Below are 22,402 nucleotides of genomic sequence, written 5' to 3'. Positions count from 1 at the left end.
TGTTCGAGTGTCCGGGCGGCCCCCGGGCGGTCGCTTCCGTCCACGTCGTCCTGCCGGTCCGGCGGGCGTCCTGGCCTTGCGTCCAGCCGTTCCCAACCCGTGGGAGCGGACGCGCCACCGGCCCTCTAGGGTGTCCCGGGTTGCCGGAACACAGCCTGGCGCGGGCAGGGAAGACAGGGAGACAGCCGTGGGTACTGCGCGTACGAGCAGGACGCCGTTGCCGGGGATCGGGGTGCGCTACGACCTGGTCACACGTGAGCGGCGCCGACTGTCGGTGGTGGCCGAACCGGACGGGGCCCGGACACTGAGCACGTACCGCAAGGACGACCCGGACGACCGTGCGATGTCGGTGCGGCTGACCGCGGACGAGGCGGCGGCGGTCGTCGACGCGCTCATGCCGGCCCATCACAGTCCCAGTCTTCTGTCGACGACCGAGTTGGGGCTGGTCGCGGAACGGGTCGTGCTGTCGCGGACGTCCCACTGGAGCGGGCACCTGCTGGGAGAGACCCGGATGCGTACGGATACCGGTGTGTCGATCGTGGCCGTACTGCGGCGGGCCGAGGCGATCCCGTCTCCGGGGCCGGAGTTCCGGCTGGCCGGCGGTGACACGCTGATCGTGATCGGGACGCGTGAGGGCGTCGATGCCGCCGTGGAGGTACTCGGCCGGGAGTGAGGGCCACGGCGGGTCGGCGGAGGTGCCGGCCGGGTTCCGGGCACAACCGTCCAAGCGCCCGCCGGGGGCGTCGTGCACGGGACGTCGCGCACAGGGCGCCGTGCACAGGACGCCGTGCACAGGACGTCGTGCACGGGGCTTCGTGTGCGGTCATGGTCTCGTCACCGTCCTGCCGCGGTGGGCCGCTGCTCAGGCGTTGGCGTGCTCGGACTCCGCGGTCGGCGCCGCGTCGGCGGGGGCGGGGGCGGGTGCCTGCGAGGTGGCCCGGCGGGTCAGGCGGCGGGCCAGTGGCTCGGTGAAGCGGGTGGTCAGCGGGCCGACGATGACGAGGATGAGGACGTAGGCGGTGGCCAGCGGGCCGATGCGGGGCTCGACGCCCACGGCGAGTCCGGCGATGACGATGGAGAACTCGCCGCGGGCCACCAGGGTGCCGCCCGCCCGCCAGCGGCCTCCGCCCTGGATGCCTGCGCGGCGTGCGGCGTACCAGCCGGTGGCGACCTTCGTGAGTGCCGTGACGACGGCGAGGAGGAGGGCGGGGACAAGGACGGGCGGGATGTCGGCGGGGTCGGTGGACAGGCCGAAGAAGACGAAGAAGACGGCGGCGAACAGGTCACGCAGCGGGGTGAGGAGGCTGCTGGCGCCCTCGGCGACCTCGCCGGACAGGGCGATGCCGACCAGGAAGGCGCCGACCGCCGCGGAGACCTGGAGTTCCTGCGCGAGGCCCGCGACGAGGAGGGTGAGGCCGAGTACGACCAGCAGGAGCATCTCGGCGTTGTCCGAGGAGACCGCGCGGCTGATCAGCCGCCCGTGGCGGAGCGCGACGTAGAGGACGGCGCCGACGGTGCCCAGGGAGATCAGCAGGGTGACGGTGCCTCCGGCCAGACTGACGCCGGCCAGCAGGGCGGTCAGGATCGGCAGGTAGACGGCCATGGCGAGGTCTTCGATGACGAGGACGCCGAGGACGACGGGCGTCTCCCTGTTGCCGAGCCGGCCCAGGTCTCCGAGGACCTTGGCGATCACCCCGGAGGAGGAGATCCAGGTGACGCCGGCCAGCGCCACGGCGGCCACCGGACCCCAGCCCAGGATCAGTGCCGCCACGGCGCCGGGTACCGCGTTGAGGACGAGGTCGACCGCGCCGGAGGGGTACTGGGTCTTGAGGTTGGTGACGAGTTCCGAGGCGCTGTACTCCAGACCGAGCAGGAGCAGCAGCAGGATGACGCCGATCTCGGCGCCGGTGGCGATGAACTCCTCGCTGGCCTGCAGCGGCAGGATGCCTCCGTGGCCGAAGGCGAGCCCGGCCAGCAGGTAGAGGGGGATGGGCGAGAAGCCCACCCGGCCGGCGAGGCGGCCGAGCAGCCCCAGGGCGAGGATGATCGCTCCCAGCTCGATGAGCATGGCAGTCGTGTTGTGCACGGGCGTCTGTCCTCCGGTTCGATTCGGCGACGGCGTCTGTGCCTTCTCGGCGGCGAGCGGCGGTGGAGGGCGGCCGGTGAGCGGGCGTGAGCCCTCCGAGGCACGGCGGGGCAGCCGAAGGTGGCGTGGTGCGCGGATGGGGTGGGGTGGTGCGGGGGTGGCGTGGTGCGCGGGTGCGGCGGGGTGGGGCGTGAGGTCGTGCGGCGTGTTCGGCGTGCGTGGCCTGCTGCTGCTGCGCGAGACCGGGGCCGACCGGACGGTTCCGGCGGACGGTTCGGCTGGGCAGGTCGGCCGGGGCCGTTGAACGGCATGTGGTCGGCAGGCGGGGCTCAGCCGGGGACGGTCGGCGAGTGCTTCGAGCCGTGGAAAAGGCCGGAAGGCACCGGAAGGCACCGGAAGGTCAGGCCCCGGAAGGTCGGGCCCCGGCAGCGGCACCGCTCGCGTCTGGCACGCTGTCACGAGCGGTGTTGTCGATCCGTACGGTCCTGCGGGCCGGGACGGCTCGGTTCATGGCGCGTCCCCCCTCGTACCTCGTATCGAATGCCGTGAATGAGCTGCGCAAAATGAGCACCCAACCGCTCAAGGGAGCGTCACGGCTCGGTAAAGAAGTTTACCGCACGACCTATTACGCACAGTGGCGCTTTCCCTCCCATACGTGAATCAACGGAACGTGCGGACTTCGGTGATTCACGGCTCACGCGGCGCGGCGGGCGCCGACTCGGGGGCGCCGTGTTCGCCCAGCCAGCGGGCCATCTTGCCGCGTCGGCCGATGGCGCGCAGGCGGCGCTCCGTGGCCTCCCGGACCTCCGGCGTGGTGATGAGCAGGAGCTCGTCCCCGGCATGCAGCACCGTGTCGCGGTCGGGCACCAGGGTCGTGTCGCCCCGGACGATCAGCGTGACGACGGTCGGGTGCGGCAGCCTCAGCTCGAAGACGGCGACGCCGTGCAGGCGGGAGCCCGGTGGGATGGTCACGGTGAGCAGGTCGGCGTCCAGGACGTCGAGGGGGGCGGTCTCGACCTGGATCTCGCGCAGCGCGTCGGAGCGGGTCAGGCCCAGGAGCCGGGCGGCGGCGGGCAGGGTGGGGCCCTGGACGAGGGTGAACAGGACGACGAGGACGAAGACGATGTTCAGGACGTCGCCGGCGCCCGTGACCCCTTCGACGATCGGGAAGGTGGCGAGCACGATGGGGACCGCGCCGCGCAGGCCCGCCCAGGAGATGAACGCCTGCTCGCGCCAGGGGATGCGGAAGGGGAGGAGGCAGAGCAGGACGGAGACGGGGCGGGCGACCAGGAGCAGGACCAGGCCGACGAGGAGTGCCGGGAGGATCGCGGAGGGCAGTTCGCTGGGGTCGACGAGCAGGCCGAGCATGACGAACAGGCCGATCTGGGCCAGCCAGCCGGCACCTTCGGCGAAGGAGCGGGTGGCGGCTCGGTGCGGCAGTTTGGCGTTGCCGAGTACGAGACCGGACAGGTAGGCGGCGATGATGCCGCTGGCGTTCACGGCGCCGGCCGCGGCGAACGCGACGATGCCGAAGCCGACCGTGGCGAGCGGGTACAGGCCGGTGGCGGGCAGGGCGATGTGCCGCAGGGCGGCGGCGCCCAGGCGGCCGATCAGCACACCGAGGGTGCCGCCGATCACCAGCTGGTAGAGCAGGTCGCCGACGACCGGGGCGGGGCCGGGCAGGTCGCCGGCGGTGGTGGTGGCGAAGATCAGGACCAGGATGATGGTGGGGGCGTCGTTGAACCCGGACTCGGCCTCCAGCAGCCCCGTCACCTTCTGCGGCAGCGGCAGCGAGCGCAGTACGGCGAAGACCGCGGCGGCGTCGGTCGAGGAGACGATGGCGCCGAGCAGCAGAGCCAGGTGCCAGTCCATGCCCAGCAGCCAGTGGGCGCCGGCCGCGGTGACCGCGACGGAGACGGCCACGCCCGCGGTGGCGAGCACACCGGCGGGGGCGAGCAGGCGCTTGACGTCACCCCACTGGGTGGTGAGGCCGCCCTCGACGAGGATGACCGCCAGGGCGGCGGTGCCGAGCGCCTGGGCCAGTTGGGCGTCGTCGAAGTTCAGGCCCAGCCCGTCCTCGCCGGCGACGACGCCGACCGCGAGGAACAGCAGCAGGCTGGGCAGGCCGACGCGGTGGGCGGCGCGGGCGGCGGCGATGCTGGCCAGCAGCACCGTGCCGCCGATCAGCAGGGTCAGGTACAGCTCGGGCAGGGTCATCGACCGGGCCCCGAGTCGTCCGGGGCCGGCCCGCGGTCAGCGGGGCCAGGAGCGGGGCGGGGAGTGCCGGTTCGCGCGCGTGCGTCGGTGCGGGTCGAGGAGTTCCCCGGCCACGCCCGCCAGGACCAGACCGGTGGCGATGAGCAGCCCGTGGGCCAGGGCGATGCCCGTGCCCAGCACCGCCAGGGCGGTGGCGAACAGCAGCCAGGCCCCGCGTTGGCGGTACTCGCGGGGGCTGCGGGGACGGCCGGTGTCGAGGGCGTGGGAGAACCGGGGGTCGTCGCGGTGCAGGCGGGACTCGATCTCACTGAGCCGCTGGTCGTCGGGTCCGGGCATGGTGTCCTCCTCCCGGCGCGGGGCCCTGGGCAGGCGACGCGGTCGGTCGGGCGGGCCATCTGCTCTCCTTGCGAGGTGGGAACGTCACGATCACACCAGGACGAAGTGGCGCAGCCGCGCATACGTGGCCGACCCGCCCCGGAGCGTCCGGGACAGGGGGAAGGGTGGGCGGGTCGGCTCCAGCCTCTCCTTGACCGAGGGGCGCGCGCTATCCGGTACGGAGCCCACATGTGACCGGACGAGACCTGTATCTCTTGCCTCACCTATCGTTCATCGATAGATTTCCATCGTGTTTCGATTGAAGGAGGGGCGATGGGACAGCTGACAGTGCTCGCGCTGCGCGGTGTGGTCGGGGTGCTGCTCGCCGGGGCGGTGTTCGTTCAGACGGTGCTGGTGTGGCTGCTGGCGGCCGGGACAGGCGATCCCGACGCCGCCCTCGCGGACGTACGCACGCCGGTGTTCCTGATCGTCGTCCTGGGCGCGGCGGCGGCCGAGGTGGTGCTGGTCTGCGTCTGGCGGCTGGTGACGATGGTGCGCCGGGGCACCGTGTTCTCCCACGGCGCCTTCCGGTACGTCCATGTCGTGATCGGTGCCTTCGTCGCCGCCGCGCTCCTGGTGTTCGCGCTCGCGGTCGTCCTGGCGCCGGGCGAGGCCGTCGCGCCCGGCATCGTCCTCCTGCTGGGCGGGGTCGTCGTGGCGGTCCTGGGTGTCGCGCTGGTCGTGCTCGTCCTGCGGATGCTGCTCGCGCAGGCCGTCGCGCGCGACATCGAGGCGGCGGGGATGCGGGCCGAGCTGGCGGAGGTGATCTGATGCCGATCGTCGTCGACATCGACGTGATGCTGGCGAAGCGCAAGATGTCCGTGGGCGAGCTCGCGGACCGTGTCGGCATCACCCCCGCCAACCTGGCGGTGCTCAAGAACGGCCGCGCCAAGGCGGTGCGCTTCACGACGCTCGCCGCGCTCTGCGACGTACTCGAGTGCCAGCCGGGGGATCTGCTGCGCTGGGAGGCCGGGGGCGCGCACGCCGAAAACTGACATCGGTCGCGGGTGGCCTCCCGGGCCCGCCCGGGCGCAATCTGGGAGAAGATCTGCGTGCCCTGCGTGCCCGCGGGGGACCGACCCGGGAAGGACCGCCTCGTGATCATCTTCGGCACCAAGGGATACCTCTACCAGCTCGCGATACTGACGCTGGTGTGCGGCCAGTGCGGCAACCCCTCCGCGCACACGCTCAGGAAGCGCGTATCGAAGTTCACGCTGTTCTTCGTGCCGCTGTTCCCGTTCTCCACGAAGTACATGACGCAGTGCACCTTCTGCGGCGCCGAGCAGCAGGTGAGCAAGGAACAGGCCGGACAGCTCCAGACGCAGGCCGTGAGCGGGCAGGGCGGCCTCGGCGGTCAGGCGTACGGGACGTCGCAGCAGCAGCCGTACCAGCGGCCGTGACACCCGGCCCCGAGGCGTCGGCGCCGGGGCCGGCAGAAGCGGCGGAGGACAGCCGCTGACCAGGCCTTCGCGCGTTGCCGGTTTCCGGCAGCCTTGACTACCCTCACGTTGCCGGACACCGCGCACCGGGCGTGAACGGCAGGGGGAGGCGCGGCGTGACGGACCAGCAGACGGAACAGCGGCAGGCGGAACAGCGGCAGGCGGACGACCGGCGGACGGACGACCGGCGGGCGGACGACCGGCGGGCGGACGAGCAGGAGACGTACCTGACCGGGTACGCCGAGATCCTCGCGCAGGCCGCCGGCACCGGGCGCCGGCTGAACCGTGACGAGCTGGAGAGCCGGCGGCTCTTCGGCGAGCAGGCCGCGGAAGCGGGCCACAGTCTGCGCAGTCTCGTACGGCTGCACCTGGACGCCACACGCGCGTCCTGGCCCGGCGGCGGTGCGACGGCCTCCGGCACCGGCGTCGCGGACAGTGTGCTGGCCGCCGTCGCCCAGGCCGTCGACGCCTTCGCCGAGGGATACGAACGCGCCCAGCGTCTCGCCGTACGACAGGAGGAGGCCGCGCGGCGGGAGTTCATCGACGACCTGCTCTACGGGCGCAGCGACCTGGGCCGGCTCGCCGAACGGGCCGAGCGCTTCGGACTCGTCCTCTCCCGCGCCCACGCCGTCGCGGTGGCCGAGGGACCCGAGGCCTACGACGACACCGCCCAGGTCACCCGGCTCGTGGAGTCCGCGCTCATCTCCCGCTTCGGCGACCGGCGCATCCTGATCACCACCAAGAACGGGCAGCTGATCTGCATCGCGCCCGGCGACCAGGACGACGTCCTCTCCTTCTTCGCCAAGCAGGCGTACGCCGCCACGGACGGCAGCCGGGTGGCCATCGGGCGCCCCCAGAACGGCGCGGGCGGCGTGGTGCACAGCTACGAGGAGGCGTTGAGCACCCTCGAACTCGCCGAGCGGCTGGAACTCGACGAGCCCGTGCTGCGCGCCGCCGACCTGCTCGTCTACCCGGTGCTCACCCGCGACCGGCAGGCCATGGCCGACCTCGTGGTCAGCGTGCTGGGTCCGCTGCGCGGGGCCCGCGGCGGAGCCGAACCGCTGCTGCGGACCCTGGAGACGTACTTCGACGCCGGCTGCACCGCGGCCGAGGCCGCCCGGCGCCTCGCGCTCAGTGTGCGGGCCCTCACCTACCGGCTGGACCGCATCCATCAACTGACCGGGGCCAACCCCGCCGACCCCGTGCACCGCTACACCCTGCAGACCGCGGTCATCGGGGCTCGGCTGCTGGGCTGGCCCGCCCAGGAAGTCTGAGCGGGCCGGCCCGAGGCGGCGGGTGCACGGACCGGTGGATCAGCCCGTGATCTCCACCTTGCCGTTGAACTGCGGGTCCGCTCCGTCCGGCTGACCTGCTCGCCCCTGCTGACCCGGCTGACCCTGCTGACTTTCCTGGCCCGCCTGGCCCGGCCCGTCCGCCGCCTTCGCGGCCTGGCCGGTGATGTTCTTCAGCAGGGCCGGCAGGTCGACGCCCGTGGTGGAGCCCAGCAGTTCCATGCCCTGCGCCACGTTGTCGGCGACCGTGCGCGACAGCCGGCTCGCGCCGTCCGTCGAGATGACCGTCATCTTGTCCACGGCCGCGAGCGGCTCGGCCGCCTTGGCCACCACCTGCGGCAGCACCTCGACCAGCATCTGGAGCACGGCCGCCTCGCCGTACTTCCCGAAGGCGTCTGCCTTCTCCCGCATCGCCCCGGCCTCGGCCGAGCCCTTGGCGGCGATCGCCGCGGCCTCCGCGTCGCCCTCCAGCCGTACCGCCTCGGCGATCGCCGCACGCCGGGAACGCTCGGCCTCACCCTGCTTGAGGCCCTCGATGGCCTCCGCCTCGGCCAGCGCGCCACGCCGCTGCTTCTCGCCCTCACCGGTGAGCCGGGCCCGCTCGGCCTCGGCCTGGGCGGCGGCGATCTCGGCCGAGCGCTCGGCCTCCGCCTGCTTCACCCGCGCCACCCGGCGGGCCTCCGACTCCTGCTCGGCCGCGTACCGCTTGGCGTCGGCGGGCTTGCGCACCTCGGTGTCGAGCTGGCGGTCCTTCAGCGCGGCCTGCCGCTCGGCGACCTTCTCCTGCTCGGTGAGGATCTCCTGCTCCCGGGCCGCCTGTGCCAGGGGACCGGAGGCGTTGGCGCGGGCCGACGCCTGGTCGGTCTCGGCCTTGATCTCGGCCTGCTTCAGGTAGAGGGTCCGCTGCGCGACCGCGATCTCCTCCTCGGCCTTCAGCCGCGCCTGCTCGGCGGCCCGCCGGGCCACCGCCTCGGCGATGTCGGCCTCCTGCCGGGCCCGCGCCGCCTCGGGACGGCCGAGGTCCTCCAGGTAGGAACCCTCCGTGGTGATGTCCTGGATCTGGAAGGCGTCCAGTACCAGGCCCTGCCCGGACAGGCTCGCCTCCGCCTCCTCGGCGACCTGCCCGGCGAACGCGGCCCGGTCCCGGATGACGTCCTCCACGGACATCCGGCCGACGATCGCGCGCAGCGCGCCGGACAGCACCTCCTGGGTGAAGCCGACGATGCCGTCCTGCTGCATCAGGAACCGCTGCGCGGCGGCGCGGATCGCGTCCTCCGTGCCGCCGACCTTGACGATCGCGACACCTTCCAGGTTGGCCTTGACCCCGCGCAGCGTCACCGCGCCGCGCACGGCGACCGGGATGTGCCGCGAGGAGAGGTCCAGGGTGAACCTCTGCTGCACGAACGGCACGACGAAGACACCGCCACCGACCACGACCTTCTGGCCGCTGTTGTCGGTGAACACCCGGCCCGTCTCCGGATCGGTCGACTTCTTGCCGCGCCGTCCCGTGATGATGAACGCCTCGCTCGGCCCGGCCACCTTGTAGCGGCTGACCACCACCAGCGCGAGCAGCACCAGGAGTACGACGACTCCCAGCACCGCGATGACGACAGGACTCATGACAACGCCCCCGAATCACAGAACACGGAACACACAGAACAAGAAAGAGAAGGGAGAGGGGGAGAGGGGGAGAGGGCGAAAGCCCGCTCAGCGGTCCACCGGGCGCACCACGACCGACGTACCGGTCGGGACCGCCTCGACCCACACCTCGGCGCCCCGCGCCACCGGCCCCGCACTGCGCGCCGCGCACTTCAGCGGCTGCCCGGCGAGCCGGAGCAGCACCTCGCCGAAACCGTCCGCGGGGATCGCGGTCACGACCTTGCCGGACGTACCGAGCAGGTCGTCCGTACTGGGCGTGACAGCGGTCTGGTCGCGCATCAGCGCACGGCTGAAGCGGTACGTCAGCCAGCCGGCCCCCACTCCGGCGACCGCGCCGGCCCCGGCGGCGCCCGCGGGGCCCGTCCAGCCGGCACCGAGGACGATGGCCCCACCGAAGCCGGTCATCGCCGTGAACCCGGCGACGACCGGCAGCGACAGCCACCCCTCCAGGACGCCGTCCAGCACTCCGTCGAACGCGCCTTCCAGCAGTCCGTCGAAGACCAGCGACAGGGCGAGCAGCACGACCCCCGTGATGCCAAGCCCGATGAACCAGGCCATGCGTGCCGTCCCCCTCTCGCCCGTCGCTGAGCTTCGGTGAAACGAATAGTCACATGCGGTCCGTGACCGCGTCACTGCCGTGTTCCGGCAATCTTTACGCGTCTTTAATGCCGCTCTTCTCCTCCCCCTCAACTCCTCGGTCGCTCCCGGAACCGCACCCGGCGCCGGTACTGTCCTCTTACAAATGGGGACTCGAACGGGGAGCGTTCCGCACCAGGTTCCGCAGGGTGACGGTGACGCGCACATGGTGGTGTGCGGCGACGACGGGCTGGCGCACCGGCTGGCCGCCGAGCTGCGCGGCGTCTACCGCGAACAGGTCACCCTCGTCGTCCCGCCCTCCGGGCGCCAGGTGCCGCAACCGGTGGTCGGACGCGCCCGCGCGGCCTCGGCGGCGCTGCTGGACATGGTCAGCGCCGCCGTCAACCGCTCGGGCAACGGCGGCAACAGCGGCTCCGGCGACGCCACCCCGGGCACCGGCGAGCCGAACGGCGCCGTCCGCGAACTGGAGGCCGCCGAGCCGACCGACGACGTGCTCGCGGAGGCCGGCGTGGAGCGGGCCGCCGCACTGGCCCTCGTGTACGACGACGACGAGACCAACATCCGCGCCGCCCTGACCGCGCGCCGCCTCAACCCCCGGCTGCGCCTGGTCCTGCGCCTGTACAACCGGCGGCTCGGCCAGCACATCGAGGAACTCCTCGACCAGAGCGCCGCGCTGGCGACCGGCGACGCGCGGGACTCGGGGCTCGACGGTGCCGGAACCTCCACGACCGTGCTGTCCGACGCCGACACGGCCGCACCCGCGCTGGCCGCGACCGCACTGGTCGGCACCAGCAAGGTCGTCGAGACGGACGGGCTGCTGCTGCGCGCCGTGGAACGGCAGCCGCCCCGCCCCGGTGAGGTCGCCGACCCCGGGCTGTGCACTCTCGCGCTGCTCTCCGCGACGAGCAACGACCCGGCCGGCGCGGACGGTTCGGAGGGGAGCGGCGACCAGGGACCACAACTGCTGCCCGACGCGGCCGCGGTGGAGGCGGCCACCGGACGCGGCACCGTCGCCCTGGAGCACGTGTCGTACTCCGGCCCTCCACTGCCCACCGCGCGTGCCGGTGTGCCACCGTTCGGCGAGCTGTTCTCGCGGCGGCTGCGGTGGTCGCTGGCAGGGCTGGGGGCCTGCGTGGTCGCGCTCGCGGTGGCGCTGATGGTGGTCACCGACGACCATCCGCTGCACGCCATCTACGTGACGCTGCTCGACCTGTTCTCCATCAACGAGCCCGCCCACAACGACGACACCGGCCGTCAGATCCTCCAGCTGCTCTCCGGCTTCGTCGGGCTGCTGTTGCTGCCGGTGCTGCTGGCCGCCGTGCTCGAAGCCCTCGGCACCTTCCGCAGCGCCTCGACGGTGCGCAAGCCGCCGCGCGGACTCGGCGGACACGTCGTACTGCTCGGTCTCGGCAAGATCGGCACCCGGGTGCTGACCCGGCTGCGGGAGATGGACATCCCCGTGGTGTGCGTCGAGGCCGACCCCGAGGCCCGCGGCATGGCGACCGCACGGCGGCTGCGGGTTCCGGTGGTACTCGGCGACGTCACCCAGGAGGGCGTCCTGGAGGCCGCCAAGATCCACCGGGCGCACTCCCTGCTCGCCCTGACCAGTGTGGACACCACCAACCTGGAGGCCGTGCTCTACGCCCGCTCCGTACGGTCCGGACTGCGGGTCGTGCTGCGCCTGTACGACGACGACTTCGCGACCGCCGTGTACCGCACCCTGCGCGCCGCGCACCCGGACGCGCTCACCCGGAGCCGCAGCGTGACCCATCTGTCCGCGCCCGCGTTCGCCGGGGCGATGATGGGCCGCCAGATCCTCGGGGCGATCCCCGTCGAGCGTCGGGTGCTGCTGTTCGCGGCGGTGGAGGTGGCCGGACATCCGCAGCTGGAGGGGAAGACGGTCGGCGAGGCGTTCCGGGCGGGGGCGTGGCGGGTGCTGGCGCTGGAGGTCTCCGGTGAGCGTGGGACGGGAGAGCGGGGGCTGGTGTGGGAGCTGCCCGAGACGTACGTCCTGCGGGGCGAGGACCGGGTGGTGCTGGCTGCCACCCGGCGGGGACTGGCGGAGCTGCTCGGGCGGCGGGCGCGGCGGCGGACGGATCCGTAGGGGCGCCGCCGCCCCTACGGCATCCCCTTGCTCTACGGCAGGTGCCTGGCCGCGAAGTCCAGTTCCAGGCTGACCTGCTTGATCCGTTCGTCCACCACCAGTGACCCGTGGCCCGCGTCGTACCGGTACACCTCGTGCACCGCGTTCCTCGACTCCAGGCGCTTGACGTAGTTCTCGACCTGGCGGATCGGGCAGCGCGGGTCGTTGACGCCGGCGGAGATGTAGACCGGGGCCTTGACCCGGTCGACGTAGGTCAGCGGCGAGGAGGCCTCGAAGCGGTCGGGGACCTCTTCGGGGGTGCCGCCGAGCAGGGTGCGGTCGAGGGCCTTCAGCCCCTCCATCTCGTCGTGGTACGCGGTGACGTAGTCGGCGACGGGGACGGCGGCGATGCCCAGCGTCCACGCCTCGGGCCGGGTGCCGATGCCGAGGAGGGTGAGGTAACCGCCCCAGGAACCGCCGGTGAGGATCAGCCGGTCGGGGTCGGCGAGGCCGGAGGTGACCGCCCACTCGCGCACCGCCTCGATGTCCTCCAGCTCGATGAGACCCACCCGGTGCTTCAGGGCGTCGGTCCAGGCGCGCCCGTATCCGGTGGAGCCGCGGTAGTTGACGCGGACCACCGCGTAGCCGTGGTCGACCCAGGCCGCGGGGCCGGCGGCGAAGGCGTCACTGTCGTGCCAGGTCGGGCCGCCGTGGATGTCGAAGACCGTCGGGAGCGGGCCGGTCGTGCCGGCCGGCTTCTGGACCAGGGCGTGGATGCGGCCGCCGGGACCCTCCACCCACACGTCCTCCACCGGGACCGAGCCCGGCGACTTCATGCCGGGCGGATCCAGGACGACCCGGCCGGTCGTCGAGCGGACCGCCGACGGCTCGGCGGCCGACGACCACAGGTACTCCACGCTGCCGTCCGGGCGGGCCGTCGCACCGGAGACCGTGCCGGCCGGGGTCTCGATCTCCACCAGCTCGCGCTCGGCGAAGTCGTAGCGGAACAGCTCGCTGCGGGCCTCGAAGCCGTGCACGATCAGCAGGCCGCCGCCGTCCGGGTACCACTCGGCGCTGACGTCACCGGGCAGCTCCAGGGCCAGGTCGGTCTGCTCGCCGGTCGCCACGTCCCACACCAGGGGCTCCCAGCGGCCCCGGCGCTGGTGGCCGATGAGCAGGCGGGTGTCCCCGTCGACCGGCGCGAAGCCCAGCACCTCCAGGCCCAGCTCCTCCTCACCGCCCTTCGTGTCGTCCAGCTCGGCGACCGTCGAACCGTCGGGGCGCAGCACGCGCAGCGCCGAGTGCATGGCGTCGCCGTGCTCGGTGTGCTCGATGGCGATCAGCGTGCCGTCGTGCGAGAGGTCGCCGACGCCCGCGGACTCGCGGTGCCGGTAGATCTCCGCCGGGGGCCCGCCCGCGTACGACAGGTGGATCGTCGTACCGTCCTCGTCGGTCGAACGGCCGACCACCGCCGTGCGCCCGTCCCGGCCGAGAGCGAGACCCGCCGGGTAGGAGGGGTCGAGGCCGGGCACCGCGAGCTCGTCCTCGCCGCCCGCGAAGGGCTGGCGGCGCCAGACGCCGAACTCGTCGCCGTCCTTGTCGTCGAACCACCAGATCCAGTCGCCGTCCGGCGACAGCACGCCGTCCGTCGTGCCGTTGGGCCGGTCCGTGACCTGGCGCTGCTCGCCGGTCGACCGGTCCCAGGCGTACAGCTCGTACGTCCCCGTCGCGTTCGACACGAACAGGGAGCGGTCCGGTGCGTCCTCGGCCCAGTCGGGCAGCGACACCCGCGGGGCCCGGAACCGCTTCTCCCAGTCGGGCATCTCCCCGCCCCGCCGGCCGTCCACGGTGCTGCCCTGTCCCCGCCGCTGGTCCGACGACACGGACCCGTTGCTCTCAGTCATGGCCCCATACTGCCCCGACCCGGCGACAACGCGCAGATCAGATCCCCAGCCTGTGGAAAACTTTCCCCGCCGCCGCCGAGCCGGGCGCTTTTCCACAGCCCCGCGGACAGGACGCGCGGCCACGCCCCGTACCGTGGAGGGCGTGTACCGGTTTCTGCTGACGCCCCGATGGTGGGGGATCAACGTCTTCGTCGTCCTGGCCATCCCCTTCTGCATCTTCATGGGTTCGTGGCAGCTCGGCCGGTTCGAGGACCGGGTCCAGGACCACGAGACCACGACCACCGAGCGGAATTCGGCGAGCCAGGAGGCGGCCCGCCCACTGGCGGAGATGCTGCCGGTGGACAAGGCGACGGTCGGCGAGCAGACCACCGTGAGCGGCCGGTACGAGGACCAGCTGCTCGTCCCGGAGCGGAAGCTGGACGACCGGGAGGGCTACTACGTCCTCACGCTGCTGCGCACCGACGACGGTGAGGCACTGCCCGTCGTACGCGGCTGGCTGCCCGGCGAACCCGACCCGGCGAAGGCCCCGGCCCCGCCCGCCGGCCAGGTCACCGTCACCGGAGCGCTCCAGGCGGCCGAGTCGCCCGGCAGCAACGGCGTCAGCGGCCGTTCCGGATGGCCGCAGGGCCAGACCGGCGCGATCAGCGCGGCGACGCTGCTGAACCTCGTGCCGTACGACGTGTACGACGCGTGGGTCACGCTCAACGAGGGCGACTCCGGGATGCGGGCCGTGCCCGTGAGCGCGCCGCAGGGAACCGGGCTGGACCTGAAGGCGTTCCAGAACCTCGGCTACACCGCCGAGTGGTTCGCCTTCGTCGGCTTCGTGATCTTCATGTGGTTCCGGCTGCTGCGCCGCGAGGTCGAACTCGCCCGTGACGCGGAGCTGGGCCTGGCCCCGGAGGACCAGGAGAACGCCGGGCAGGAGAGCGAACGGGAGTCCCGCCCCGCCCCGTCCGGCGTCTGAGACGCCGGCGGTCCTACTCCGCGCCCGCCAGCACACCCGTCCAGTAGACGGTCCCCGCGCAGGCGTTGGACACCGTGGCCGTCGCCGAGCCGGAGCCGCCCTGCGGGGTGTACGTCACCGACACGCTCCCGTCGGCCGGGCCGTCCTCGGTGACCAACTGGGTCGTGGTGCCGGCGTCGGCGGCGCCCGGGGAGGTGCCGCCCGTGCCGCCCGTGGCGGCCGTGTCGTCGGTGGGCGAGGGGTCGGGCGAGGGCCCGTCGGTGCCGCCCCCCGGCTTGCCGCCGGTGGTGGGGCAGGTCTCCGAGGGCACCCAGGCGAACTGCACCTCGTACGCGGAGCCCGCCGCCAGGGTCAGTGACGCGGCCTCCAGGGACGGGTCGGGCAGTCCGACGGCGGCGTCCCCGGCCGCGTGCCGTGCCGTGCCGATCCGGGTGGCGTCCGCCGCGCCCTGCGGGGTGGCGACCACACTGCCGGGACCGACGACGGTACAGCCGTCGGAGGACACGTTGGTGACGCGGAAGGAGCCGTAGACCACACCCGTGGAGTCGGGGTCGGCGCTGCTCGCCAGGGCCGGGCCGAGCTGCTTCGCCGTACACGCGGGGATGTCGGCGGCGGCGCTGGCCGAGGGGTCGGCGCCGGGCGTCGAGCCCGTCACGGCACCGCTCTCCTTGTCCTCGGGCGTCTCCTCGGGGCCGGACTTCTCCTTGCCCTCGGCCGTTCCCGCGGAGCCGGCGATGCCGCTCTGGCCGCCGGCCGGGTCCTTGCCCTGGGAGGTGCCGCCCTGGGCCTGCGAGGCGTGGCCCGCGACGGACGGGTCGGCGCCCGGACCGGTGGCGTTCGAGACGTGCACGAGAGCCGGGACCGCCGTGCCGATGAAGAGCGCGGCGGCGGCCATACCGACGACGGCCTGGCGCTTGCGGGCCCGTCGGGCGGGAACCGCGCGGCGCAGGTGGTCCAGGGTGCCGTCGCTCGGCTCCACGTCCCGGACGGCCTGGTGCAGCATCCTGCGCAGGGCCAGCTCGTCGGAGCCGAGCCCGTCGGGCGTGTTCAGCCCGTCAGGCCCCTGAGTACCGGGGCCCTGTTCGGCGGGGCCGTTGTTCACAGTTCCGTTCCCAGCGTGCGTGTATGTCGACGGTTCTTGCCCGGTCCGCCCGGCCGGCGGCCCGGCGGCTCGGGTCGACCCGGCCGGTGGCTCGGCGGGTCCGGCCGGCGCGTCCCCCTCCCGGGGGGCGGGCTCGTCGCGGGCGGCGCGCCACGCGTCGTTGCCGTCGCTCATGCCGGTGCCTCCATGGCAACCCTGAGCGCCGCGATGCCCCGCGACCCGTACGCCTTGACCGAACCCAGGGATATGCCGAGCGTCTCGGCGACCTGCGCCTCCGTCATGTCGGCGAAGTAGCGCAGGACGAGCACCTCGCGCTGACGGCGCTGCAGTCCCTTCATCGCCTTGATCAGGGAGTCGCGCTCCAGCAGGTCGTAGGCGCCCTCCTCCGCGCTCGCCATGTCCGGCATGGGCTTGGAGAGCAGCTTGAGGCCGAGGATGCGGCGGCGCAGCGCCGAGCGCGAGAGGTTGACGACGGTCTGACGCAGGTACGCCAGGGTCTTCTCCGGGTCACGGACGCGTTTGCGCGCCGAGTGGACGCGGATGAAGGCCTCCTGGACGACGTCCTCGCAGGAGGCGGTGTCGTCGAGGAGGAGAGCGGCGAGTCCGAGCAGCGACCGGTAGTGCTTCCGGTACGTCTCGGTGAGGTGGTCGACGGTGGTACCCGCCGCCGCGTCCTCCGCGTCATCGCGCTGGTTCGGTATGCGGGCCGGCCGCGCAGCGGGCATGGGCGCGATCACCGGCATGCCACCGGCCGGACCGGCCACACGGGGACGGACGGGCCGGACGGACCGGACGGGCGGCCGCACAGCGGGGCCACGCGTCGAAGCGGTGAAATCGAGTACCTCTGCCACGCCAGTTGGACACGCCCACCCCCGTGAGGGTTGTACGTGCCGGGCGTCACGTTCCCGCGTCTGTCGGACAACCATCCGACTGACGGTGCGCCATAGGCCCTCATCGTCCCGCTCTTCCCCTATGTCCCATGTGAACGAGCGTCCCCACGCCCGCCCTCGGCGTCCCCGCGCCGACCACGCGCCCCCGCGCCCGAATGGGTGACCGCAAAGACGCTCCCCGCCCTTCGCACGGTTGCGGAGGGCGGGGAGCAAATCCTCTGATGCCACAGGTGCCGGGTACAAGTAGTCCGGACCAACTTCCGGATCACATCTCGTTCACGAATCCTACAAACGGACCCGCGACGGCCGGCGTGCTCAGCCGAACTCGGCCGCCACCAGCTCCGCGATCTGCGCGGTGTTCAGCGCGGCTCCCTTGCGCAGGTTGTCCCCGCAGACGAAGAGTTCGAGCGCCGTCGGGTCGTCCAGGGCCCGCCGCACCCGGCCCACCCAGGTCGGGTCGGTGCCCACCACGTCGGCGGGGGTGGGGAACTCCCCCGCGGCCGGGTTGTCGAAGAGCACCACGCCGGGCGCCGTGGCCAGGATCTCCCGGGCCTTGTCGACGGTGACCTCACCCTCGAAGCGGGCGTGCACGGTCAGGGAGTGCGTGGTGACCACCGGCACCCGTACGCACGTCACGGCGACCGGAAGCTTCGGCAGCCCGAGGATCTTGCGGGACTCGTCCCGCACCTTCATCTCCTCCGACGACCAGCCGTCCTCCCTCAACGACCCGGCCCACGGTACGACGTTCAGCGCGACCGGCTCCGGGAACGGCCCGGTGTCGTCGCCGACGGCCCGTCGCACGTCACCGGGGCTGTTCCCCAGCTCGGTCCCGGCCACCAGCGACAGCTGCCGGCGCAGCGTCTCCACGCCGTCCCGTCCGGCCCCGCTCACCGCCTGGTACGACGAGACGACCAGTTCGCGCAGCCCGAACTCGGCGTGCAGCGCGCCCAGCGCCACGATCATGGACAGCGTCGTGCAGTTGGGGTTGGACACGATCCCGCGCGGCCGCATCCGCACCGCGTGCGGATTGACCTCGGGCACGACCAGCGGCACGTCCGGGTCCATCCGGAACGCGCCGGAGTTGTCGACCACCACCACACCCTTGGCGGCGGCGACCGGCGCCCACTGGGCGGACACCTCGTCGGGTACGTCGAACATGGCGACGTCGACCCCGTCGAAGACCTCCTCGGTCAGCGCCACCACCTCGACCTCCTCCCCTCGCACGGCCAGCTTGCGGCCGGCCGAGCGAGGCGAGGCGATCAGGCGGATGTCGCCCCAGACGTCCGCGTGCTGGGACAGGATCTGGAGCATGACGGAACCGACGGCGCCGGTCGCTCCCACGACGGCCAGGGTCGGCCGCCCGGAGCGTCCGGCGCCTTGGATGTCGGACATCAGCGCCCGGTGCCCCCGTAGACGACGGCCTCGTCGCTGTCGGAGTCCAGCCCGAAGGCGGTGTGCACGGCGCGGACGGCCTCGTTCACGTCGTCCTTGCGGGTGACGACCGAGATACGGATCTCGGAGGTCGAGATCAGCTCGATGTTCACCCCGGACTCGGAGAGCGCGGTGAAGAAGTCGGCGGTGACGCCCGGGTTGCTCTTCATGCCCGCGCCGACCAGCGAGATCTTGCCGATCTGGTCGTCGTAGCGCAGCGAGTCGAAGCCGATGCCCGCGCGGTTCTTCTCCAGCGCGTCGATGGCCTTGCGGCCCTCGCTCTTCGGCAGGGTGAAGGAGATGTCCGTCAGGCCCGTGGAGGCCGCGGACACGTTCTGCACGACCATGTCGATGTTGACCTGGGCGTCGGCGATCGCCCGGAAGATCGCGGCCGCCTCGCCCGGCTTGTCCGGCACACCGACGACGGTGACCTTGGCCTCGGAGGTGTCGTGCGCGACACCGGAGATCATGGCCTGCTCCACGTGCTTTTCCCCTTGCTTGATCGGCTCGCTGCTGACCCAGGTGCCCTGCAGTCCGCTGAAGCTGGACCGGACGTGGATCGGGATGTTGTACCGGCGGGCGTACTCCACACAGCGGTGGAGGAGCACCTTGGAACCGGAGGCCGCGAGTTCCAGCATGTCCTCGAAGGAGATCCAGTCGATCTTCTTCGCCTTCTTCACCACGCGCGGGTCGGCGGTGAACACGCCGTCGACGTCGGTGTAGATCTCACAGACGTCCGCGTCGAGCGCGGCGGCGAGAGCGACGGCCGTGGTGTCGGACCCGCCGCGCCCCAGCGTGGTGATGTCCTTGCTGTCCTGGCTGACGCCCTGGAAGCCGGCCACGATGGCGACGTTGCCCTCGTCCACCGAGGTCTTGATGCGGCCCGGCGTCACGTCGATGATGCGCGCCTTGTTGTGGACCGAGTCGGTGATGACTCCGGCCTGGCTGCCGGTGAACGACTGGGCCTCGTGACCCAGGTTTTTGATCGCCATGGCCAGCAGCGCCATGGAGATACGCTCTCCGGCGGTCAGCAGCATGTCGAGTTCACGCCCGGCAGGGATCGGGGATACCTGCTCGGCGAGATCGATCAGCTCGTCCGTCGTGTCGCCCATCGCGGAAACAACGGCGACCACCTGGTTGCCGTTCTTCTTCGCTTCCACGATCCGCTTGGCGACGCGCTTGATGCCTTCGGCATCGGCTACGGAGGAGCCTCCGTACTTCTGCACGACAAGGCCCACGTGCGCTCCTCGCTCAATCCGTCTCTTTCCGCACGTACGTATATGTACTGCGGTCGGCTCATTTTACCGAGCGTCCGGATTTCCCCCCTGCGGTATCGCATGGTGAGACTTCCTGGCTCGTCCAGGCAGGCTCATGCCCAGGAGGACGCGGGTCACTCGGGAAAGTGCCGTGTGTCACACGTTCACAAGCGGAACGGCTCAGTCCGCCGGCTCCCGGAACAGGGCCGCGAGTCGGGGCCGGTGGCTGAGGAGGCGCAACTCCTCCCCAAGCAGTACCCCCACCCAAAAAGCGTGAACGATTCGGCCCCGCTGTCCTCGCACCGCTCATCCGAGCGCCCCGAGGACATTTACGGCCGTCAGTTCACGCTTTTCAGCACAGCACCTGCCCCCAGCCCGCCGGAAAAGGACCGCGTCACCTGACCGGGCGCAGGCCCAGCGGGCCCGCGATCTCCTCCACCATGACCCGGCCGGCCTCCGTCTCCAAGACCTCGTCGCCGAGGTCCTGGTCGGTGTCGAGGCCGTCCAGTTCCTCCAGGGGCTGGTTCAGGCGGACGTGGGCGACGACCGACTGGAGGGCGCGCAGGGTCGCGGAGGCCGTGGAGCCCCAGTTGGAGAAGTAGGAGAACTGCCACCACCACAGGGCCTCCGTGGTGCGTCCCGCCTTGTAGTGGACCATGCCGTGACGGAGGTCGGTGATGACATCGGTGAGGTCGTCGGAGATACGGGCCGGGACGGGAGCCTTGCGCGGCTCGTAGGGGTCGAAGACCTCGGAGTAGACGTCGATCGGTTCGAGGAGGCGGGCGAGGTTCTCGCGGAGGTCGTCCACGTCGAGTTCCGGACCCGGGTCGGGCTCGTAGCGCTCGTCGGGGACGATGTCCTCGTGGGCGCCCAGGCGGCCGCCGGCCAGCATGAGCTGGGAGACCTCCAGGAGCAGGAAGGGGACCGCCGAGTCCGGTTCGTCGCCCTTGGCGACCTCGGTCACGGCGACCAGGAAGCTCTCGATCTGGTCCGCGATCTGGACCGCGAAGTCGTCCGGGTTCTGGTCGGTCGCGTGCAGAGTGGCGTCAGACATCTAGGAGTCGTCTCCCCTCGAAGGCGCGGCCGAGGGTCACCTCGTCCGCGTATTCCAGGTCGCCGCCCACCGGGAGGCCGCTGGCCAGGCGGGTGACCTTGAGGCCCATGGGCTTGATCATGCGGGCGAGGTACGTGGCCGTGGCCTCGCCCTCCAGATTCGGGTCCGTGGCCAGGATCAGCTCCGTGACCGCGCCGTCCGCCAGGCGGGCGAGCAGTTCGCGGATGCGGAGGTCGTCCGGGCCGACTCCGTCGATCGGGCTGATCGCGCCGCCGAGCACGTGGTAGCGCCCGCGGAACTCGCGGGTGCGCTCGATGGCCACGACGTCCTTCGGCTCCTCCACCACACAGATGACGGACGGGTCGCGACGCGCGTCACGGCAGATGTTGCACTGCTCTTCCTGCGCGACGTTCCCACAGGTCGCGCAGAAGCGGACCTTGGCCTTCACTTCCATGAGGGTCTGGGCGAGCCGCCGTACGTCGGTCGGTTCCGCCTGGAGGATGTGGAAGGCGATCCGCTGCGCGCTCTTGGGACCGACGCCGGGCAGCCGCCCGAGTTCGTCGATGAGGTCCTGGACCACGCCTTCGTACAACGGACTGCCGTCCTTCCTGATGTTCCTGCACTACGTACGGTAGAGGGCTCGGGCCGGTCTGAGAAAGCCGAACGGGGAGTCGTACTCAGAAAGGCAGGCCCGGGATGCCGCTGCCGCCGCCCATGCCCTGGGCGAGCGGGCCGAGCTTCTGCTGCTGGAGGTTCCGCGCGTTCTCGTTGGCCGCCTGGACCGCCGCGACGACCAGGTCGGCGAGGGTCTCGGCGTCCTCCGGGTCCACCGCCTTCGGGTCGATCACGAGGCCGCGCAGCTCGCCGGAGCCGGTGACCGTGGCCTTGACCAGGCCGCCGCCCGCCTGGCCGTCGACCTCGGTCCTCGCCAGTTCCTCCTGGGCCTGGGCGAGGTCCTGCTGCATCTTCTGCGCCTGCTGAAGCAGCTGCTGCATGTTGGGCTGGCCACCACCGGGGATCACGTTCAGCTCCTGTCGCCGCTGTCGCCGCGGGGTCACCGCGGGATTTTGCCGTTCGGCACGAGCCTACGTGGTCCGCGCGGCCCTCGCTCCAGCACTCTTTCGAGTGATGCCGGGACAGTCCTATACCTGATCAACGCCCTCTTCCGGATGGAAAAGCGACGTAACCCAGGTTTTCGCCACCCATTGGGCGGTAGGAAGGATTCCGGCGCATGAGGTCCTCAGGACTTCGGGCTTCGAGGTCTTCACGGACGGTGAGCAGTAGGGAGTGCCGGGTGGGTCAGCCGGACATGCAGCCCGAGGGGCCGCCCCACGACGGGCGGGGCGGTGAGGGGGCGGCCGGGCCACGGCCGGGCGACCTCACCGGGCGGGCGTTTCCACTCGGGGACTGGGCGCTGCCCGCGGAACGGCTGGACGAGCTGTACAGGTGGGTGGAGCGGGGCGCGCTGGACACGGCGGCCTGGTACCTGGCGGACCGGGTGTGGAAGCGACGGAGCGCCATGGCGCTGCGGGGCGGGGCGGCGACGGGGGCGGTCGCCGGGGCGGCGCTGCCGTTGCTGGACATGTCCGGGATGGTGGGCGGGGCCGCCCCCTGGGGGTACCTGGCGCTGCTGATCGGGGTGGCGTGCGTGGCCGCCGACCGGTATTTCGGGGTGACGTCCGGGTGGATGCGGGACGTGGCCACGGCTCAGGCGGTGCAGCGGCGGCTTCAGGCGCTCCAGTTCGACTGGGCGTCGGAGAGCGTGCGGGAGGTGCTGGGACCGGCCGACGGGACGGCGAGCGAGGCGGCCGACCGGTGTCTGCTGGTGCTGCGCCGGTTCTCGGAGGACGTGACGGAGCTGGTGCGGGCGGAGACGGCGGACTGGATGGTGGACTTCCGGACCGGGGCCGCGCCACTGGGGTTGCAGTCGGGGGTCGCCGGCGGGGCGGGGCGGGCCTCGGAGGCGGGGGGCGGGGGGCCCGGGCGCTTCTCGATGGCGCCCAACGGGGCTCGGCCGAACATGCCTCGGCAGCGGCCGCCTGAGCCGCGGTGA

21 protein-coding genes are annotated in these 22,402 nt (G+C 72.2%); 8 read left to right on the top strand and 13 right to left on the bottom strand.

Translation table 11 applies throughout. The annotated features are described in order from the left end of the window. The first annotated feature begins 187 nt into the window (after window positions 1-187). The gene (locus ACH4NX_RS25770; RefSeq protein WP_351387066.1) at window positions 188-673 is read left to right on the top strand and encodes a TrkA C-terminal domain-containing protein; all 486 of its coding nucleotides are present in this window, start codon (window positions 188-190) and stop codon (window positions 671-673) included. Between the two features lie 189 nt (window positions 674-862). Here the strand turns inward: ACH4NX_RS25770 and ACH4NX_RS25765 are convergent, their stop codons facing one another. From ACH4NX_RS25765 to ACH4NX_RS25755, 3 genes are all read right to left on the bottom strand, one after another. After that, window positions 863-2,086: a cation:proton antiporter gene (locus ACH4NX_RS25765; RefSeq protein WP_351387069.1), complete on the bottom strand. Its 1,224-nt coding sequence runs from the start codon at window positions 2,084-2,086 to the stop codon at window positions 863-865. Window positions 2,087-2,773: 687 nt separating this feature from the next. Next, window positions 2,774-4,303 (bottom strand): potassium/proton antiporter, encoded by a 1,530-nt coding sequence (locus ACH4NX_RS25760; RefSeq protein ID WP_398128680.1) that lies wholly within the window; start codon window positions 4,301-4,303, stop codon window positions 2,774-2,776. A 36-nt stretch (window positions 4,304-4,339) separates the two neighbouring features. Then, on the bottom strand, window positions 4,340-4,639 hold the full coding sequence (locus ACH4NX_RS25755; RefSeq protein WP_398128681.1) for a DUF3040 domain-containing protein: 300 nt from the start codon (window positions 4,637-4,639) through the stop codon (window positions 4,340-4,342). Window positions 4,640-4,951: 312 nt separating this feature from the next. On the opposite strand from ACH4NX_RS25755, the gene ACH4NX_RS25750 reads away from it, so the two are divergent. The 4 genes from ACH4NX_RS25750 (at window position 4,952) to ACH4NX_RS25735 (ending at window position 7,391) form a co-directional block, all read left to right on the top strand. After that, window positions 4,952-5,449: a DUF2975 domain-containing protein gene (locus ACH4NX_RS25750; RefSeq protein WP_351387076.1), complete on the top strand. Its 498-nt coding sequence runs from the start codon at window positions 4,952-4,954 to the stop codon at window positions 5,447-5,449. Next, complete coding sequence (locus tag ACH4NX_RS25745) at window positions 5,449-5,673, top strand: helix-turn-helix domain-containing protein (protein WP_398128682.1); 225 nt, start codon at window positions 5,449-5,451, stop codon at window positions 5,671-5,673. Before ACH4NX_RS25750 ends, ACH4NX_RS25745 begins: the two co-directional genes overlap by 1 nt. Window positions 5,674-5,775: 102 nt before the next feature. Next, window positions 5,776-6,078, top strand: a complete 303-nt coding sequence (locus ACH4NX_RS25740; protein WP_351387080.1) for a zinc-ribbon domain-containing protein — start codon at window positions 5,776-5,778, stop codon at window positions 6,076-6,078. 266 nt (window positions 6,079-6,344) lie between these two features. Then, window positions 6,345-7,391, top strand: coding sequence for a PucR family transcriptional regulator (locus tag ACH4NX_RS25735; protein WP_398128785.1), 1,047 nt, complete (start codon window positions 6,345-6,347; stop codon window positions 7,389-7,391). A 39-nt stretch (window positions 7,392-7,430) separates the two neighbouring features. Here the strand turns inward: ACH4NX_RS25735 and ACH4NX_RS25730 are convergent, their stop codons facing one another. Together ACH4NX_RS25730 and ACH4NX_RS25725 are read right to left on the bottom strand one after the other, a co-directional pair. Then, window positions 7,431-9,029, bottom strand: a complete 1,599-nt coding sequence (locus ACH4NX_RS25730) for a flotillin family protein (protein ID WP_398128683.1) — start codon at window positions 9,027-9,029, stop codon at window positions 7,431-7,433. Window positions 9,030-9,116: 87 nt separating this feature from the next. Further along, a complete protein-coding gene (locus ACH4NX_RS25725; protein WP_351387084.1) occupies window positions 9,117-9,626 on the bottom strand; it encodes a hypothetical protein in 510 nt (169 codons plus the stop codon). A 244-nt stretch (window positions 9,627-9,870) separates the two neighbouring features. Between ACH4NX_RS25725 and ACH4NX_RS25720 the strand changes: the two genes are divergently transcribed. Beyond that, complete coding sequence (locus ACH4NX_RS25720; RefSeq protein ID WP_398128786.1) at window positions 9,871-11,769, top strand: NAD-binding protein; 1,899 nt, start codon at window positions 9,871-9,873, stop codon at window positions 11,767-11,769. Between the two features lie 32 nt (window positions 11,770-11,801). Here ACH4NX_RS25720 and ACH4NX_RS25715 read toward each other — a convergent pair whose 3' ends face one another. Further along, entirely contained in the window at window positions 11,802-13,652 is a 1,851-nt protein-coding gene (locus ACH4NX_RS25715) for a prolyl oligopeptidase family serine peptidase (RefSeq protein ID WP_351387087.1), read from the bottom strand. Between the two features lie 142 nt (window positions 13,653-13,794). Between ACH4NX_RS25715 and ACH4NX_RS25710 the strand changes: the two genes are divergently transcribed. Continuing rightward, window positions 13,795-14,616 carry an SURF1 family protein gene (locus ACH4NX_RS25710; RefSeq protein WP_351387088.1) on the top strand — a complete coding sequence of 274 codons (822 nt, stop codon included), beginning with the start codon at window positions 13,795-13,797 and terminating at the stop codon, window positions 14,614-14,616. 13 nt (window positions 14,617-14,629) lie between these two features. Here the strand turns inward: ACH4NX_RS25710 and ACH4NX_RS25705 are convergent, their stop codons facing one another. From ACH4NX_RS25705 to ACH4NX_RS25675, 7 genes are all read right to left on the bottom strand, one after another. Then, a complete protein-coding gene (locus ACH4NX_RS25705; RefSeq protein ID WP_398153367.1) occupies window positions 14,630-15,892 on the bottom strand; it encodes a hypothetical protein in 1,263 nt (420 codons plus the stop codon). Then, on the bottom strand, window positions 15,889-16,461 hold the full coding sequence (locus tag ACH4NX_RS25700) for a SigE family RNA polymerase sigma factor (RefSeq protein ID WP_351387724.1): 573 nt from the start codon (window positions 16,459-16,461) through the stop codon (window positions 15,889-15,891). Before ACH4NX_RS25700 ends, ACH4NX_RS25705 begins: the two co-directional genes overlap by 4 nt. A 462-nt stretch (window positions 16,462-16,923) precedes the next feature. Continuing rightward, window positions 16,924-18,000, bottom strand: coding sequence for an aspartate-semialdehyde dehydrogenase (locus ACH4NX_RS25695; RefSeq protein ID WP_351387091.1), 1,077 nt, complete (start codon window positions 17,998-18,000; stop codon window positions 16,924-16,926). Next, on the bottom strand, window positions 18,000-19,277 hold the full coding sequence (locus tag ACH4NX_RS25690; protein WP_351387092.1) for an aspartate kinase: 1,278 nt from the start codon (window positions 19,275-19,277) through the stop codon (window positions 18,000-18,002). Before ACH4NX_RS25690 ends, ACH4NX_RS25695 begins: the two co-directional genes overlap by 1 nt. Window positions 19,278-19,689: 412 nt before the next feature. Continuing rightward, window positions 19,690-20,349 (bottom strand): DUF5063 domain-containing protein, encoded by a 660-nt coding sequence (locus ACH4NX_RS25685; RefSeq protein WP_351387095.1) that lies wholly within the window; start codon window positions 20,347-20,349, stop codon window positions 19,690-19,692. Then, complete coding sequence (gene recR / locus ACH4NX_RS25680) at window positions 20,342-20,941, bottom strand: recombination mediator RecR (protein ID WP_279564150.1); 600 nt, start codon at window positions 20,939-20,941, stop codon at window positions 20,342-20,344. Before recR ends, ACH4NX_RS25685 begins: the two co-directional genes overlap by 8 nt. Before the next feature lie 85 nt (window positions 20,942-21,026). Beyond that, window positions 21,027-21,371 (bottom strand): YbaB/EbfC family nucleoid-associated protein, encoded by a 345-nt coding sequence (locus ACH4NX_RS25675; RefSeq protein ID WP_398128787.1) that lies wholly within the window; start codon window positions 21,369-21,371, stop codon window positions 21,027-21,029. Between the two features lie 272 nt (window positions 21,372-21,643). Here ACH4NX_RS25675 and ACH4NX_RS25670 point away from each other — a divergent pair, with 272 nt between their 5' ends. Continuing rightward, the gene (locus ACH4NX_RS25670; RefSeq protein ID WP_398128685.1) at window positions 21,644-22,402 is read left to right on the top strand and encodes an SLATT domain-containing protein; all 759 of its coding nucleotides are present in this window, start codon (window positions 21,644-21,646) and stop codon (window positions 22,400-22,402) included.

The sequence above is a fragment of the Streptomyces sp. NPDC017225 genome (assembly GCF_044331465.1).
Classification (GTDB): domain Bacteria; phylum Actinomycetota; class Actinomycetes; order Streptomycetales; family Streptomycetaceae; genus Streptomyces.
This window is presented reverse-complemented; position numbering and strand designations above follow the sequence as displayed.